The following is a 15776-nucleotide window of genomic DNA, read 5'->3' on the forward strand; positions in this document are numbered from 1 at the left end:
CCAACACCTGTAACACCTAAAAGAGTCGTCTTGCTGGCGTTTTCTTATCCAGGATTGCGGTTATTAACCTTTCGCATCAACCCTTCTTGCATAGTTGAAGCAACTAGTTTACCTGATTGATTGAAAAACTGCCCTCTGACCAAACCTCTTGCACTGCCTGAAAACGGGCTTTCTGCACAATACAGTAGCCATTCGTCAAAATCGAAAGGATGATGAAACCACATTGAGTGATCTATGGTCGCTAAACGTAAATCTCTATCCCGAACAGAAATCCCATGGGGCTGTAAACTCGTTGCTAAAAAGTTGTAATCGGACGCATAGGATAACATCACCTGATTCAGGTTTAGATTACCAGAAAGCACCTCTTCTGCTTTCATCCAAATATAGCGTTTAGGTTCCAATACTTCAGGACTATTAATATCAATGGTTTGCACCGTTCGCATATCAATTACCTTGTGGTAAGCAATACTGGTTGGGCTAGCTCCTAACTCTTTAGCGATTTTCTCTATCAATTTTATGTCTGGGGAAATGGATTCTGGAGAAGGAACATCTGGCATTACAGCTGCTTGGTGCTCTAAACCTTCTTCAGGAAATTGGAAAGACGCGGTCATATAAAAAATACTCTTACCATTTTGTATGGCTTTTATACGACGAGTTGAAAAACTTCCACCATCACGAACGTTTTCAACATCGAATACAACAGGCTTTGTTGCATCACCTGGCAATAAAAAGTAACTATGAAAAGAATGTGCAACCCTACCTTCTGGTAAAGTCAATTGAGCGGCAGCAAGTGCTTGAGCTAAAACTTGACCGCCAAACAAGGCTCTAAACCCAAGATCCCAGCTTTGGCCTCTAAACAATCCTTTCTCTAGCGTTTCTAGATTAAATAAATCGACTAATTTTATATCTGACATGTGTTCTCTTTTTTACAAATATTAAGCTACGAGCTGAGATTCAATTATTGGACTTACGAAATAAAAGTTATCAGACTATGAATAGATATACTCAAAAAAATAGGTGCATTTTAAGCATTACATAGTTTCCCTTCATATCATCAATAATAGCAGTGGGTTATTTAGCTTTGTATTAACCACTCTACATTGAATGTTGCCCCACTGTCTTGTGCTAATAGAGGCATAATGTCCTGCAAGCATTCACCTATATTAATATCAAATTGCCATGGCGCATTTATAATAGCGATGCCTGATCCATACATCCCTCCTGAGCGACTCGGCGAGGTTACGCATAACTCTACATTAAGTAGGTTTTTAAAGGGCTGCTGGCTTAGTTGCGTAATTAAATTCTGGCTCTTGCCTAATTTACTATTGGTGCTACTAAAACTACCTTCATCAACTTCTCTTTCACTAATAAGTGGATACCAAATCGCAAAAATTCCCGTCGACCATCGTTTATATACCTTGCAAATAGTCTCATAAACTTGTTGATATTCAGACTCAAGTTCATAAGGTGGATCAATCAACACCAAGCCTCTTTTTAAAGCTGGAGGAGTCATTGCAACGAGTCCTTCAAATCCATCTCTGTGATGAATGGAAATATTTCTACCATTTAAATTATGCTTGAGGTTTTTAACTTCTTGAGGGTGCCATTCCATCAAGGTTAATTTATCTTGTGCTCTAACCATAGATTTAGCTATCTCAGGAGAGCCTGGATATTGATTAAACTTTTGGTAAGCGGTGACAAGTTCTAGGTATTGATTAGCTTCAGCATTATTAATTGCGTGAGGAGTTAAACAATCAATCCCCTGTTTGAACTCTTGTGTTTTTAAGGCTTCTTGTGACTGTAAATTGTATATTCCAGCGCCACTATGGGTATCAATATATTCAAAACCTTTATCTTTGTCTTTGAGCTTATTAATAAGCATCATTTGGCAAATGTGTTTTAACACATCTCCATGATTTCCTGCGTGAAAACTATGACGGTAACTAAACAAACGGTAACTCCACTCAATATCTATAGGCCTATGATAAATCAAATTGACTTGTGTTATTACTCCAAAGTGCATTTGGTAAAATCAAAATAGCCGTAAAGTCCAAGCAACACCTTTTTTAAGGTAAACAATTTCAGTCCTGTGAAAAGTGCATAGTCTGATGATTAAGTTGCCTGCATAATATAAGGGAAAACAATCCAGAAACACTATTCACTCAGCGCTTTAATGCTATCAATGAGCCTCGCATTATCGAGCTGTAGTGCAGATTTAATTTTAAATACCACCACAGAAATACAGGAGAAGAGTTTGCAGTTATTCACCACGAACTTGGGCACAACTATTATCAGCGTGCTTACAATCCACAACCTCTAATATATCAAGGTCCTGCTAACGATGGATTTCATGAGGCAATTGGCGACACCATTGCTTTATCTATAACTCTTAAGTATCTAAAAGAAAATGCCAAGATGGCAAGTACAAGCTCAAGTAACCTTTAACGAGCTCAAGCATTAAACATTTATCTAATTGGTCACCTTTACATCATAAAAAGCACTAAATTTGAACAAATCACTAAATAGGTGACTTAATGATTAATAACTACATCTATAGATTTTCAACGTTTAGAGGAGATAACAACTAGCTTGTGTGTGTATTAAGCTTTAAAAGCCTGTTTATTAAAATATTCATTTGTAGAAAACCTTGGCATTGTTATTGCGTTGTTTGATTGCTTTTCTGTGGAATTTTTAAGGATGAACGCTATGCCCAACCACAATTTTAAACAAAGCCTTGTAGCTTTAATTACTTCGCTAACTTTGTATTCTGCCTCTGCTGAGATTGCATTCTATGACCCTGTTAATCTTTCATACACTTCTGGACATTCATTTGCTCCAACAATAGATGTAGATAGCTCCGGCAATGTGTATGTTGCTTGGCATGATAACGACGAAGGTAATCAGGATATATATTTTATCAAGTCTAGTAATCATGGAGAGAGCTATGATGGTAAATTGAATATTAGCCAAAATGAAGGCAATTCTAGTTTTGCCGATATGGCCATTTCAAATTCTGACAATGTTTTTCTCAGTTGGGCAGATAATAGTGCGGGTAAATCCGATATTTTCATTAGTTTTAGTAAAGACGACGGCGTGAGCTTTTCTCCTTCACTTAACATTACAAATTCAGACGTAAACTCTAGTTCAGTCAAATTAGCAGTAGATTCAAGGGAAAGGCTTTATTTAACCTGGGTCGAAGACTCTTCGGTTAGTGTTGCAGCAGTAAATAATGGTGCCAATGTAAATAGTCTGAAAACGCTAGGTACTGGAGGTACACCTGGCGTAGCTGTTGATAGTGATGACTATATACACTTAGTTTATCTGGCCGCGCCAAATGATGACGGTGAAAGGCATGTTTTTTACACTCATTCTAGAGACGGGGCGAATTCATTTTTGGACCAAGTTCAAATTTCCAATGGCATTAAAATTAGCGCTCCTTCAATAGATGTAAGTGACAGCGGCAATGTTTATGTGGTTTGGAGCAACACCCCCACTGAAGACGAAGAAACTGATTTATATTTCACAGTTTCAACTGATCAAGGCCTGAACTTTAGTGAACCTAAAAACATTTCAAATAATGAAGGTGTTTCTGTTTTCCCAAATGTGTTTGTGGATGCGTTAGGTACTGTTCATGTAGTGTGGAATGACACTACACCGGGTAATTACGAAACCATGTATAGTTACTCAAACGATGCTGGCCAAACTTTCTCGCCCCCCTTAAACATTACACCCAGTGAATTAGGCTCATTAAAAGCGCAAGTGGCAGCTGATTTAGATGGTTATGTCCATGTCGCTTCTGATGATAATAGATACGATAGTGTATTCGAAGCGGTTGTTGCCACGGGCAAAGATGGCATTCCTACTTTCACAGATATCTCACTAAGTGCTGAGGTTTTAAGTCCAAATGGTGACTTAGAAGACGATCAGATTTTATTTAGTAGTACTGCTAGTGAAAACATGCTTTGGATTGCTGAAATTTTTGAAGAGGGTGAAACTAGGCCGGCGTTTATTAAAAAAGGGTTGGGAAAGAATATATATGCTGAATGGGATGGACGTACGACTAGAGGCGGCCTAGTTGATGATGGAACGTACCAAATAACCTTGAGTGGGCGTACTCAAACAGGTGTTAATGCAGTTGTTGAGAAAGCATTTTTTTCAGTTAATTCAACTGCTGCAGATGCTACTCCCGAATTAATTTCGTTTAATGCAGCCAATACAATATCTCCTAATAATGATGGACGTCAGGAGGAAGCCTATTTTGATTTTGAGTTCAATAAATCAGTTACTTGGACTTTCACAGTGGCAAATCAACTAGGTGAGTTAATATTTAATACCTCTGGGGCAGGGACATTAGGAGAGGTTATATGGGATGGAACCAACAATAATGGCGCGACTGTTGAAGATGACACTTACATTATCTCTTTGGTGGGCAGTGATTCATTTTCTCAAAGTATAGAGACAGAAACAGAGATTCTTGTGGATACAATTCCTCCCGAATTCAGTAATTTTTCAATTACACCTGACCCCTTTTCACCTGACGAAGACGGTATTTTAACGATCAGCCTAGACGTTTCAGCAAATTCATTGGTTACCGTATATATTTTACAAAGTGACGGGGTAGGCTTAGTGAAAGATCTAGATAGAACTTTGTACGAAAGGGAACAAACCGTAATGTTAACCTGGGATGGAACAGCAGATGGGGGGAATCTGGTTAGCCCAGATAACTATCAGATATCTATATGGATACGTGATAACGCTTCTAATCGAGTTAGCCCCTACCCGATAAAAACCATGATTACAGTGGAATAATGATTTAAACAAATATTAATAGGTAACATACTTATTCACCTTTTGTTGTCTAAGCTCTAGGTGAATAAGTTTAAATACCCCATAACTTGGCTTTGTGGTTATCACTTTGTTTAGCGTCAACCCAATATTGACCCTCTTTAGTGGTTTCCTTTTTCCAAAATGGCGCTTGAGTCTTAAGGAAGTCCATAATAAATTCAGCACCTTGAAATGCAGCCTGCCGGTGCTGACTGGTTACCCCAACAAATACAATTTGTTCTGATACTTGTAGCCGCCCTACTCTATGTACGACTCTTATTCGGCCTAAAGGCCATTTGTTTCTTGCAAGCTCAATAATCGATAGTAATGATTTTTCGGTCATGCCTGGGTAATGCTCAAGGAATAAACTTGATACTGAGTTGTCAAAATTCATATCTCGCACTAAACCACAGAATGTCACTACCGCTCCATCACGACTGTTGCCATCTATTAATGCTTGGTATTCAGCGGCTAAGCTAAAGTCATCTTCTTGAACCTGAATATACGTTAATGTATCAGCTTCCATTATTAGCCCCCCGTTACCGGTGGGAAAAATGCAATTTCATCCGCATCTTTGATTGGCGTATCTTCCGTCGCTATTTGTTGATTTACCGCCACTAACGCTGAGCCATAAGCTAGGTTTTCTTTCCAAACATCTCCTTTCGTCAGTAAAAAGGCTCTCAATTCTGCCACTGAGCCTAAACACTTTGAGCCATCAACTAACTCAAGGGGCAAACGAGATGTGTCTAACCGTTCTTTTAATTGTCCAAAAAATAAAATAGTTACCATCTTTTAGTCTTGCCTTGTCCAGTCACCACTCTTGCCACCTTGCTTTTGCAATACCTTAATATTGTTAATCGTCATTAAAGGGTCAACTGCTTTACACATATCGAATAACGTCAGGGTTGCCACACTCACAGCAGTAAGGGCTTCCATTTCAACGCCAGTCTTACCGGCAAGTTTACATAAAGCCTCGACTTTTATAGTGTGTTCACTAGGCTCAGGGATAAAGTCAACTTGTATTTTGGTAAGCATTAATGGATGGCATAATGGAATTAAATCGCCACACTTTTTGGCTGCTTGAATACCAGCAATTCTTGCTACAGATAACACGTCACCTTTAGCATGCTGATTGTTAACCACCATATCAAATGCCACTTTAGACATCTGGATACTGCCTTGTGCTATGGCTTGACGCTGAGTGACCGATTTATCTGACACGTCAACCATATTTGCTTGACCATGCTCATCAACATGAGTTAACACATCAGAATGCAAATTTGTCATATTAAACCTCTCTAGTGGCGCATTGGGTTTCAATGTTTTTTAAGTGAACCACAAAATTACATGGCCTATGGGTACTATCTAATTGTTGCTGTAATATGCCCGTCCAAGCTGTCTTGCAGGCACCTGTTGAACCTGGCATACAAAATATGGCTGTTCGATTTGCCATGCCTGCCAGTGCTCTTGATTGTACAGTCGACGTGCCTATTTCTAGATAAGATATATGCCTAAATAACTCTCCAAACCCTTCAACATCTTTATCAAATAAAGGTAATACTGCTTCTGGTGTGGTGTCTCTTTCTGTGAATCCCGTTCCACCTGTTATCAACACAACCTGAACATCTTGTGACGCAATCCAATTAGACACTAATGCTCTAATCTGAAATTTGTCATCTATTACGATTTTTTTATCTAAAATATTGTGTCCTGCAGCCTCAGTCGCGTCCACAAGATACTGCCCTGAGGTGTCATTGGCTTCGGTTCGCGTATCAGATACCGTTAGCACAGCGATATTTAAGGGGTGCTTAAGAGAAGATTGATTAGTTTTCATTTATGGTTCTCGCTACTCACATGACAGTGCTGTCGCCATTGCTGTGGAGTATTAATGTTTTCAAAAGGTTGACAATGTGAAGGCTTAATTACTATTCCTTGCAAATCGTTTATTAAATTTTTTAACGCATAGCGTTTATACTTAACTGCAGGCTCCTGTGGAGTATCGACTGTAGTAAACACACCATCTAGGTAATTCATGAGCGATGTATCAATGGGTAAGTACAAAGGGAAATTATAAGATTCAAAATTAGTCACCCGCTTTGCCTCTAAACCTTGATGCAATAATTGCTTTAACTCAATTAAAGAAATATTAGGCATATCGATGGGCAGAATAAGCAGGCCTGTCACACCCGGGGTGTACAAAGAGATATGCTTAACTGCTGCGTGTATACCAGACATTGGCCCTAACTTTGCGTGAATATCCAAGATACCATCAGCATGCTGCGCGCCACTTACTAGCACTGGCTCACATAAATGTGACAGCATCTGTTTACTATGCTCAAGCATAGATAATTGGCTATTAGGTAACCTTAGATAACTTTTATCAGTGCCCATTCTTTGGGATTGACCACCTGCTAAAACCAGTCCAGCTAACATTACCCACCTATCATAGCGAGATGTTTAGTGGCTCCAGTCAATCCATCTTGTAACCAATGGGTGGCCTCTTTATCACCTAACAATGCCTGTAATTGTTGTTGTAAAGCCTGGTCATTTTCATTTTGCAATGTAGGCCTAATATCAAGTCCTTGATCTGCAAATAAACACAAATGTAACTTACCTAAAGACGAGATCCTCAACCTATTACAACTCGCACAAAAATCCTTGCTGTAAGGCATAATTAAGCCCATTCGTCCTTCAAAGTCAGGATGATAAAACTCTTGAGCTGGGCCCGAAGATTTATCTCGAATAAGCTGACTCCAGCCACTATTCTGTAGCTTTTCTTTGATGGCGCTTCCAGATACATGATTCTGATTAAAGAAATCAATATTGTCACCGGTTTGCATTAACTCTATAAGACGCAGCGTAATAGGCGTGGTCTTTAACCAAGTTAAAAATGCATCAAGTTCTTTTTCATTATATTGCTTCATCAAAACCGCGTTGACTTTGACAGGAATGCCCAAGGTTAAAGCTTTATCGATTCCTCGCAGAATACTTTCTAACTTATTATGGCCGGTAATAGAGGCAAACATTCTGGGGTCTAAACTATCGATACTAACATTCAAAGAGTTGAGGCCCGAGTCAACCCAATCTTGAATATCAGATTCTAATTTAAAACCATTGGTTGTCATGGCAACGTGATCAATGCCTGATGTTGACGCGCATACCTTTAAAATATCGCATAAGTCTTTTCTTAGAGCAGGCTCACCACCGGTAATGCGGACCTTACTGGTGCCAAGCTTTGCAAAGCCCGAAACTAAGGTTTTAATTTCAGGTACCTTCAAAAAATCTCGGTCATTGTCACATTGATACCCATCAGGTAAACAATAATCACAACTGAAGTTACATACATCGGTTATGGACAGCCGCAAATAATGGAAGCGACGCCCATATTTATCTTCTAACATAATTTGTTAACACCTTTCCAAAATGAAGAGAAAAACGACTCTTACGGGAGGCTGCTTAATTTCTCTTGCAACCCTGGCAAACTCAAAGTTTGCGGCCAAAATACCCTGTCTAAGATTTAGGTATAGAGGCTCGGAGTTATAAAAATACCGTAAAGTTGACGGTACTTGGTTCAAGTTATTTGTATCATAAATAGTGATATCTGTCATAAAAACACTAGGTTTGCATAAAAATATATGGCATTTTGAATATGGCACACAAGTTGAAGATACACTTACCAGCAAGAATAAATCGTTCTTAAAAGCAGCACTTTTAAAGTGCAATTATGAAGGACAAGTAAATTAATGATCAGTGAATTCATCAAACAACATAAGCTATCGGAAGCATTTAATGATATTACGACGCAATATTATATCCCCTTAGCAGAAGAAATCGCCTTGCACCATAAAGGTGCAAAAAACACCTATTTTGTTGGTATCAATGGCAGTCAAGGTTCGGGTAAATCAACCTTATCTGAGTTTATTAAGGCGTACCTAACAGATAAATACTCCCTCAATGTTGTTGTTATGTCCCTAGATGACTTTTACTTTAGTCATGCTAAAAGGCTCAGCTTAGCCTCAAACATACATCCACTTTTACAAACTCGTGGCGTTCCCGGCACCCATGATATGGAGCAAGCCAAGACAGTTTTAAAGGCTTTAAGTCAACAGTTACCAGCCACCATACCAAGATTTAATAAAGCAACAGATGACCCACACCCTGTTTGTAACTGGACCACAATTACTGAACCGGTTGATGTAGTCATATTTGAAGGCTGGTGTTGGGGCGTGCATGCCCAAACTGCAGAGCAACTCAAAACACATGTCAATAAACTAGAGTCAGAGCAAGATAAAGAAGCGGTATGGCGTACTTATGCGAATACACAACTTTCACTTCATTATGCAACACTCTATAGTTATATGAACAAATGGGTCATGTTAAGCGCACCTTCATTTGAAGACGTGTATGCATGGCGCTTAGAGCAAGAGCAAAAGTTAATCGCTGCTTCAGGAGCAGGTAATCATTCAGGTTTAATGAATGAGCAACAAATCTTAGACTTTATACAGTATTATCAAAGGCTGACAGAACATGGGTTGAATACTTTACCTGCTGCGTGCGACCATGTATTCAAACTTAACTCGAAGCGAAAAATTGTTGAGCATATCAAAAAGGATGTTCATGAATAACAGCATTTTAGTTTTTAGCGATTTAGACGGAACCTTGCTTGACCATCACACATATAGCTTTTCAGCTGCAGTGCCAACCCTTTCGAAGTTAGCAGAACGTGATATCCCTGTTATCCCTACAACAAGTAAGACCTATTCTGAATTAAAACAAATTCGCAAAGATTTAGGACTACATACTCCTTTTATTGTAGAAAACGGCGCTGCAATTTTTATCCCTGTAGGTTTTTTTACTAACCAACCACAAGGCACTATCGAAAAAAATGGGTTCTGGATCAAAGAATTCTCAAAACCGGTAACCTATTGGAGGTCACTACTTGATCAATTAAAAACTGATTTTGACGGTAAATTTAATCACTTTGCTAATATGTCAACCACCGAGATAGTCGATGCAACAGGCTTATCTGATGCTCAAGCACAACTTGCTGGTGCCCGAGAATACGGTGAGCCTATACTTTGGTTAAGTGATCAAGACACAAAAATAGAGTTTTTAAATGCGTTAGAAAAATTAGGCGCGAAGCCTCTTCAGGGAGGCAGGTTTTTACATCTATCTGGTGAGTGTGACAAAGGCAAGGCATTAATTTGGCTTACAGAGTTATTTGAATCAACACATTCCGAGACCAAGTATACAAGCATTGCCCTTGGTGATGGCCAAAATGACGTGGCCATGCTAAATGCAGCAGATATTGCTGTTAGAATTTTATCACCCGTAAATGAACCACCGACACTAACAAAAGAAAATGAGGTTTATACCACTAAACGATTCGGACCAGAGGGATGGGCTGATAGCCTTAACCAAATTATTTTCAATTGTTAATTTTTTTATAACCGGACAACGGAGCTATAATGGCTGATTTTTACCAAAATGGTATTGTTACAACACTACATAATCTTTCAGAACGACCTATTGAGGATCTTGAAAAAGAATTAGTTGGATTCGCTAACAAACGCCCTATGGCGTTAATACTTCCCTCTTTATTTTCTGAGTTAGAGGGTGAAGCCTTACCTAATATTATAGAGCACATATCTAAGGTCCCATACCTTTCTCAAATAGTAATAGGACTAGACAGAGCAGATCTTGAACAATATCAACACGCCTTAAACTTTTTTGGAAAACTTCCCCAAAATCATAGAGTACTGTGGAACGACGGCCCAAGACTAAAAGCATTAGATGCAAAACTAGAATCTTTAGGACTTGCGCCTAAAGAATTAGGTAAAGGCCGAAATGTTTGGTATTGCATGGGATACATATTGGCTACAGGTAAAGCTGAGTCAGTTGCCTTACATGATTGTGACATACTCACTTATGATCGTGGATTATTAGCCAGGCTGATCTACCCAGTGGCTAATCCACAATTTAATTATGAATTCTGTAAAGGTTATTATGCGCGTGTCGCCGAAGGAAAAATTAACGGTCGAGTTTCTAGATTATTAGTTACACCGCTTATTAGAGCCCTGCAAAAAGTAGTTGGACATAATGACTATCTTGAATATATGGATAGTTTTAGATACCCACTTGCTGGCGAGTTCTCTTTTAGACGAGATGTGCTAAACGATATTCGCATTCCAAGTGACTGGGGACTCGAAATAGGTGTTTTATCTGAAATGCAGCGTAACTATTCTCATAATAGACTTTGCCAAGCTGATATTGCTAAAACTTATGATCATAAGCATCAAGATTTATCAGCAGACAATGAAAATGGTGGCTTATCTAAAATGTCTATTGATATAACAAAAGCGCTATTCAGGAAGTTAGCCACACAAGGTGAAACCTTTACGAATGAGACGTTCAGAACATTAAAAGCGACCTATTATCGTATTGCTCTAGATTTTGTAGAAACCTATCACAATGACGCCATTATGAATGGACTTAATTTAGATATTCATAGTGAAGAAAAAGCAGTAGAGCTATTTGCTGGAAATATTATGACGGCTGGTGAAAGTTTCCTTGATAACCCAATGGAGACACCTTTCATCCCGAGTTGGAACCGAGTTGTAAGCGCTATGCCAGATGTTTTAGACGAATTAAAAGACGCAGTAGAAAAAGATTATTTAGAGTTTAACCAATCATAGGGGGCAATAGATGTTATCGGTATTTGAGCAACTAACTGAACGAGTTGAACATCACTTAGATGTAATATACCAAGACGTTGGCTTGGAGGTGTCTCACAAACAGCTAGCTGGGACCCTTATCAAAACAATGGGTATTGTTGAAAGTAAGTTAACAGATGAGCCTAAGCGTCATCATAACAATTGGGATCAAAAAGACGTCATGCTAATTACCTATGGTGATAGCATTGAAAAAGAAGGTGAAAAACCACTTAAAACACTCCACAGTTTTTTAAAGCAATACTGTGGAGATTCAATCAATAGTGTTCACATTCTACCGTTTTTTCCTTATAGCTCAGATGACGGTTTTTCAGTTATTGACTACTCAAGCGTAAATGAGTCTTTGGGAAATTGGGATGACATTGAAGATATAACAAAAGACTATCGAATGATGTCAGATGTAGTTATTAATCATTGCTCGTCTAGAAGCGCATGGTTCCAGAACTTTATTAAAGGTGAAGGCCCAGGTAGTGACTTTTTCTACACAGCTTTACCAGTCGATGATTTATCAGAGGTAACCCGCCCACGCACTTCTGATTTACTCAGGCTGACAGAAACTAAAAATGGTGAAAAATATGTATGGTGTACGTTTAGTCACGATCAGGTAGATTTTGATTTCAGAAACCCAGCAGTTTTAGATACCTTTGTTTCTATAATTCGCCAGTATTTAGATATAGGTATTCGTATCTTTCGACTTGATGCTGTCGCGTTCTTATGGAAAAAGTTGGGAACTACCTGTATTAACCTAGACCAAACACATGAAGCTATTCGATTATTTAGAACGTTAATAGAACATGCAGTAACTGATGCTGTCATCATTACTGAGACTAACATTCCAAACCGTCAAAATTTAACTTATTTTGGAAATGCCAACGAAGCTCATGGCATCTATAACTTTTCTTTACCACCTTTATTAGTGAACTCGCTGGTAACTGGGTCCTGTACTCATCTTAAAGCTTGGCTGTGTAGCATGCCTCCAGCGCAAAATGGTACGTTTTTCTTTAACTTTATAGCATCGCACGATGGAATTGGGCTAAGACCAGCTGAAGGTTTACTAGACGATGAAGAGCTGGGTGCATTAGTCAATACAATGCAAAATTTTGGTGGACGAATTTCATGGAGAAAATCGGAAACTGGCGAGCAAAAAGCTTATGAAATAAACATTGCTCTTTATGATGCATTACAAGGCACCACAAAAGGCACTGATAAATGGGGGCTTGAGCGATTCGTTTGTGCACACAGTGTAATGTTTGCATTGGAAGGGATACCAGGCTTATATGTTCATAGTTTATTAGGCACAACTAACGATTATGAGAGAGTCAAAAACACTAGCCATAATCGCTCAATTAACCGTCACAAGTGGGATTATGATAAGTTAAAAGAAGAGCTTGCATCGCCTTATAGTCAGCATGCAAAGGTTCATTATCGTATTACAGAGTTATTAGATATTCGTAAAGAGCAACCTGCTTTTCACCCAAATGCAACGCAATTCACCCTACAATTAGGTGAGCAATTATTTGGGTTTTGGAGGCAAAGTTTAGGTCGTAGTCAAAGCATTTTTTGTGTATTTAATGTATCTGACGAGCCTCAAATGATGAGACTCAGTGACTTAAACTTAATAGGAACTGACTCTTGGATCGATTTGATTAGCGGACAAACCATAAGCCTTGAAGATTTAGAATACGAAGTTGCACCGTATCAGTCTTTGTGGATTTCAAATCGTTTAAAATAAATATCGTTACCTCTAGCCCGTTAGATTTATGGGTTAGAGGTATCACGTTTTCAGTATTTAGACTTCGACCGGTAAATCCAATCTAGCCCCCCACTCAGACCAAGAACCATCAAATACAGCTAAATTTCTATACCCTAATTGACTAGCAGCTAAGGTTAGAATACAAGCAGTAACGCCAGAGCCACAGCTAAAAACGAGTTGGTCTTCTAGATGTAAATTTAATGATTCGAAAACAGAGGTTAACTCTGACGTAGATTTTAGCTGTGTTCCATTTATCAATTCGGAAAATGGCAAGTTAATCGCTCCCGGAGCATGCCCCGAACGCAAACCTTCACGAGGCTCAGGAGCAGTACCATAAAAACGCCCTTCACTTCTCGCATCTATAATTTTTACAGTACTTTGCTGTGCTAACATATTTTCAGCCGTTGTAAAAAATGCAGGACTGAAGTTTACATTAACCTGATCTATGGGATGTGGCGCAGTTAGACTATTATCAACCTGTCGCTCTTCCTCTAGCCATTTTGGTAACCCCCCGTCTAATATATATACACGTTTAAAGCCCATAGATTTTAACATCCACCACACCCTTGGTGAGCTATACACGCCTTTATTGTCATACACTACAATCAGGTTATCTTCACTTACTCCTACTCCAAGCATAGCAATCTCTTTAGAAAACTGATTTTCGCTCGGCATAGTATGGGGCCACGGAGAATCAAGCTTACAAAATACACTTTCAAAATCAAAGAATATCGAATTAGGAATGTAGTTCTTAGGGGCGGTTTCTTTGACACCTGTAACTGGATTATCCATTTGCGTATATAAAAGGGTTACATTCTCATTATCAAGATGCTCATTTAACCATTGGGTTGATACTAAGTTCTTATTAATCATTTTTTATCCTAAGTAAAATCAACCTAAACCGTGTTTGTTAATAAAGTAACATTGACCTGCACCATGATGTAGCAACCATAAAAATTAAGTCACTATTTTCTTACAATTGATCTGTATACAGTCTGAATAATAGCAATATTATCAGCAAGCTGGCTCATAAAATAGCAATTGACCAATTGGTCACAATATTGCTAGTAAACTTACATATTGAAATATAACAAGTATTGGTAATTTATCTCTATGCAGAACAATGATGAAATAATGTACGGCTTATACGACAAGCCTAAAGTATTACATTGTATCAATGCGGCTTTACAACATGTCATGGCCTCTTTTATTGGAATTATTACTCCTATTCTTATTATAGGCTCAGCATTAGGGCTAACAGCAGAGATCCCATACCTAATAAGTATGGCATTGATGATGTCAGGCATATCAACCTTTATTCAGACTAAAACATTTGGGCCCGTTGGATGTGGATTGATAGCCGTTCAAGGCACTAGCTTTACATTCATTAGTGCACTTTTGATTGCAGGCTTTGCCGTTAAAGCACAAGGGGGGAATAACGATGAAATTTTAGCAGTAATGTTTGGTATTTGCTTTTGGGGAGCAATTATTGAAATTGTCCTTAGCCGGTTTATTGATCATCTAAAGGCTGTAATAACCCCCTTAACCACTGGTATTGTCATTACAACAATCGGGATTACTTTAATAAAAGTCGGGATGACGGATTTGGCTGGTGGGTTTGGTGCAGAAGACTTAGGCTCGGTTGAAAATATCAGTCTCGGGTTTACTGTTATGGTAATTGTAGTCGTTTTAAATCTCTCTAAACACCCTACACTACGCTTATCTGCTATTTTTATAGGCATGTTTGTAGGATCTGCCATCGCGTGGTGGCAAGGTATATTGTCGTTTGACGATATGCTCGACTTTCCGGTTTTTAGTTTTCCACAACCATTTAAGTATGGCATTTCGTTTCAGTGGGATATATTTATACCGGTTGCTTTAGTGTACTTGTTAAGTGCTATTGAGACCTCGGGTGACTTAACGGCAAATAGTTTATTTTGTAAGCAGCCCATTAACGGTCCACTTTATATAAAACGAATCAAGGGCGGTATTCTAGCTGACGGTATCAATTCTATGCTAGCAGCGATTTTTAACAGCTTTCCTAATACTACCTTTGGACAAAACAATGCTGTTATTCAAATGACAGGGGTAGCCAGTCGTCATGTGGGTTTTTATATTTCAGGTTTATTGGTGATTTTAGGGTTGTTTCCTATGATTGGTGCTGTGATTCAATTAATGCCTAAACCTGTGGTGGGCGGTGCGACACTGATTATGTTTGCAACCATAGCAACCGCTGGAATAAAAATACTCACTAGCGAACCCATTGATCGTCGAAAAGGTATTATCATCGCAACCTCAATAGGACTAGGGTTGGGCGTAATGATGGTCCCTGATGTGTTAGTACAGTTACCTCTTTTGGTTAAGAATATTGTTTCTTCATCAGTTACCACTGCAGGATTTTGTGCGATAATTATGAGTGTGTTAATTCCTGATCCAACAAAATCAGTTGAAGAAAAACCCTAATTTAA

At 38.7% G+C, this 15776-nt stretch carries 15 protein-coding genes, 1 pseudogene and 1 riboswitch; of the genes and pseudogenes, 7 read left to right on the top strand and 9 right to left on the bottom strand.

Annotated features, from left to right (window positions below; all coding sequences use genetic code 11):
* Positions 1-44 precede the first annotated feature (44 nt).
* Both ABJD71_RS04330 and rlmJ read right to left on the bottom strand, forming a co-directional pair.
* Complete coding sequence (locus ABJD71_RS04330) at positions 45-914, bottom strand: acyl-CoA thioesterase domain-containing protein (protein ID WP_348165060.1); 870 nt, start codon at positions 912-914, stop codon at positions 45-47.
* A 161-nt stretch (positions 915-1075) separates the two neighbouring features.
* On the bottom strand, positions 1076-1951 hold the full coding sequence (gene rlmJ, locus ABJD71_RS04335) for a 23S rRNA (adenine(2030)-N(6))-methyltransferase RlmJ (protein ID WP_348165064.1): 876 nt from the start codon (positions 1949-1951) through the stop codon (positions 1076-1078).
* 290 nt (positions 1952-2241) lie between these two features.
* Here rlmJ and ABJD71_RS04340 point away from each other — a divergent pair.
* A pseudogene (locus tag ABJD71_RS04340) lies at positions 2242-2406 on the top strand (M2 family metallopeptidase); the annotation flags it as partial.
* A 300-nt stretch (positions 2407-2706) separates the two neighbouring features.
* Entirely contained in the window at positions 2707-4809 is a 2103-nt protein-coding gene (locus tag ABJD71_RS04345) for a sialidase family protein (protein ID WP_348165067.1), read from the top strand.
* Between the two features lie 70 nt (positions 4810-4879).
* Here ABJD71_RS04345 and moaE read toward each other — a convergent pair whose 3' ends face one another.
* The 6 genes from moaE to moaA all read right to left on the bottom strand — a co-directional run bounded on the left by moaE (position 4880) and on the right by moaA (position 8225).
* Positions 4880-5350 (bottom strand): molybdopterin synthase catalytic subunit MoaE, encoded by a 471-nt coding sequence (moaE, locus tag ABJD71_RS04350; RefSeq protein WP_348165070.1) that lies wholly within the window; start codon positions 5348-5350, stop codon positions 4880-4882.
* Between the two features lie 2 nt (positions 5351-5352).
* The gene (locus ABJD71_RS04355; RefSeq protein WP_348165073.1) at positions 5353-5613 is read right to left on the bottom strand and encodes a MoaD/ThiS family protein; all 261 of its coding nucleotides are present in this window, start codon (positions 5611-5613) and stop codon (positions 5353-5355) included.
* A 3-nt stretch (positions 5614-5616) separates the two neighbouring features.
* The gene (gene moaC / locus ABJD71_RS04360; protein WP_348165368.1) at positions 5617-6090 is read right to left on the bottom strand and encodes a cyclic pyranopterin monophosphate synthase MoaC; all 474 of its coding nucleotides are present in this window, start codon (positions 6088-6090) and stop codon (positions 5617-5619) included.
* A gap of 22 nt (positions 6091-6112) precedes the next feature.
* The gene (moaB, locus tag ABJD71_RS04365; RefSeq protein ID WP_348165076.1) at positions 6113-6658 is read right to left on the bottom strand and encodes a molybdenum cofactor biosynthesis protein B; all 546 of its coding nucleotides are present in this window, start codon (positions 6656-6658) and stop codon (positions 6113-6115) included.
* Complete coding sequence (locus tag ABJD71_RS04370) at positions 6655-7257, bottom strand: molybdenum cofactor guanylyltransferase (RefSeq protein WP_348165079.1); 603 nt, start codon at positions 7255-7257, stop codon at positions 6655-6657. Before ABJD71_RS04370 ends, moaB begins: the two co-directional genes overlap by 4 nt.
* Positions 7257-8225 carry a GTP 3',8-cyclase MoaA gene (gene moaA / locus ABJD71_RS04375; RefSeq protein WP_348165082.1) on the bottom strand — a complete coding sequence of 323 codons (969 nt, stop codon included), beginning with the start codon at positions 8223-8225 and terminating at the stop codon, positions 7257-7259. Before moaA ends, ABJD71_RS04370 begins: the two co-directional genes overlap by 1 nt.
* A riboswitch (molybdenum cofactor riboswitch) is annotated at positions 8220-8373 on the bottom strand. (Overlaps the previous gene by 6 nt.)
* Positions 8374-8567: 194 nt before the next feature.
* Between moaA and ABJD71_RS04380 the strand changes: the two genes are divergently transcribed.
* Genes ABJD71_RS04380 through ABJD71_RS04395 form a run of 4 tightly spaced genes read left to right on the top strand, consistent with a single transcriptional unit; the run spans position 8568 to position 13287 of the window.
* Positions 8568-9449 (top strand): kinase, encoded by an 882-nt coding sequence (locus ABJD71_RS04380; protein WP_348165085.1) that lies wholly within the window; start codon positions 8568-8570, stop codon positions 9447-9449.
* A complete protein-coding gene (locus ABJD71_RS04385; RefSeq protein ID WP_348165088.1) occupies positions 9442-10263 on the top strand; it encodes an HAD-IIB family hydrolase in 822 nt (273 codons plus the stop codon). The genes ABJD71_RS04380 and ABJD71_RS04385 overlap by 8 nt, the downstream gene beginning before the upstream one ends.
* Before the next feature lie 29 nt (positions 10264-10292).
* Entirely contained in the window at positions 10293-11519 is a 1227-nt protein-coding gene (locus tag ABJD71_RS04390; RefSeq protein ID WP_348165091.1) for a glycosyl transferase, read from the top strand.
* 10 nt (positions 11520-11529) lie between these two features.
* Positions 11530-13287, top strand: coding sequence for a sugar phosphorylase (locus tag ABJD71_RS04395; RefSeq protein WP_348165094.1), 1758 nt, complete (start codon positions 11530-11532; stop codon positions 13285-13287).
* Between the two features lie 57 nt (positions 13288-13344).
* On the opposite strand, the gene ABJD71_RS04400 is transcribed toward ABJD71_RS04395, so the two are convergent.
* Positions 13345-14181, bottom strand: a complete 837-nt coding sequence (locus tag ABJD71_RS04400) for a sulfurtransferase (protein ID WP_348165097.1) — start codon at positions 14179-14181, stop codon at positions 13345-13347.
* 240 nt (positions 14182-14421) lie between these two features.
* On the opposite strand from ABJD71_RS04400, the gene ABJD71_RS04405 reads away from it, so the two are divergent.
* The gene (locus tag ABJD71_RS04405; protein ID WP_348165100.1) at positions 14422-15771 is read left to right on the top strand and encodes a nucleobase:cation symporter-2 family protein; all 1350 of its coding nucleotides are present in this window, start codon (positions 14422-14424) and stop codon (positions 15769-15771) included.
* Positions 15772-15776 lie beyond the last annotated feature (5 nt).

Source organism: Paraglaciecola sp., assembly GCF_039943935.1.
Lineage (GTDB): Bacteria > Pseudomonadota > Gammaproteobacteria > Enterobacterales > Alteromonadaceae > Paraglaciecola.